Below are 890 nucleotides of genomic sequence, written 5' to 3' on the forward strand. Positions count from 1 at the left end.
GCTGATTTGTTTTTCTTAGTCACGTGTATCACCTACTTTCAAGTTGATAAATGCAAGTACAGCTACCATAATGAATATAAGGAATGACATTGCTGATGCATATCCAAAATTCGGTACGTTGATAAAACATGTATTGTAAACATAATGGGACATTGTGATCGTTGAGTTCGCCGGACCACCTTTTGTCAGGTTGACGGACTCATCGAACAACTGTAATGTACCATTGATTGACATGATAAATGTCATGATAATTGTCGGTTTCAGAAGCGGAACTGTAATCTTCCAGAAAGTCTTCCAACCATTAGCACCATCGATCTTGGCTGCCTCGTATACAGAATATTCGATATTCTGAAGGCCTGCAAGATAGAATACCATGTTGTATCCTGTCCATCTCCAGATCAGCGCGATGATGATAACGATCTTGGCACTGGTGGAGTTTCCAAGGAAGTTGTAGCCGGTAGATAAGATTCCAAGTTTGATCAGGATACTGTTGATCAGACCATCTGTTGCAAACATGGAACGGAAGATCAGGGAATAGGAAACCAGGGATGTTGCACATGGAAGGAATACGCATGTACGGAAAAATCCTCTGAATTTCAGGTCTTTGTTGTTGAGCAGCTGTGCAAGTAAGATTGCGAGTACCAGCATGATCGGTACCTGAATGATCAGATACAGGAACGTATTGACAATTGACTGCTGGAATACCTTATCAGCCATGATACGCTGATAGTTACTGAAAATTGGTTCTGCGAACCGCATGTTTGCTCCGGCACCTGTCTGTAAAGAAATGATAAATGCACGGATCATTGGATAAAAACTCATGATTGCGATCATCAGTGTTGCCGGCAGAAGGAAAATCCATCCGGCAGCTCTCTGTTTCGCGATCAATG

Annotated in this window: 1 protein-coding gene; it reads right to left on the reverse strand. The window is 42.1% G+C overall.

Annotated features, from left to right (window positions below; translation table 11 throughout):
- Positions 1 to 15: 15 nt before the first annotated feature.
- Positions 16 to 888 (reverse strand): carbohydrate ABC transporter permease, encoded by an 873-nt coding sequence (locus QZL69_RS03295; RefSeq protein WP_022213797.1) that lies wholly within the window; start codon positions 886 to 888, stop codon positions 16 to 18.
- Between the last annotated feature and the right edge of the window lie 2 nt (positions 889 to 890).

It is taken from the genome of Blautia sp. CAG:237, from assembly GCF_000436615.1.
GTDB lineage: Bacteria > Bacillota > Clostridia > Lachnospirales > Lachnospiraceae > Blautia_A > Blautia_A intestinihominis.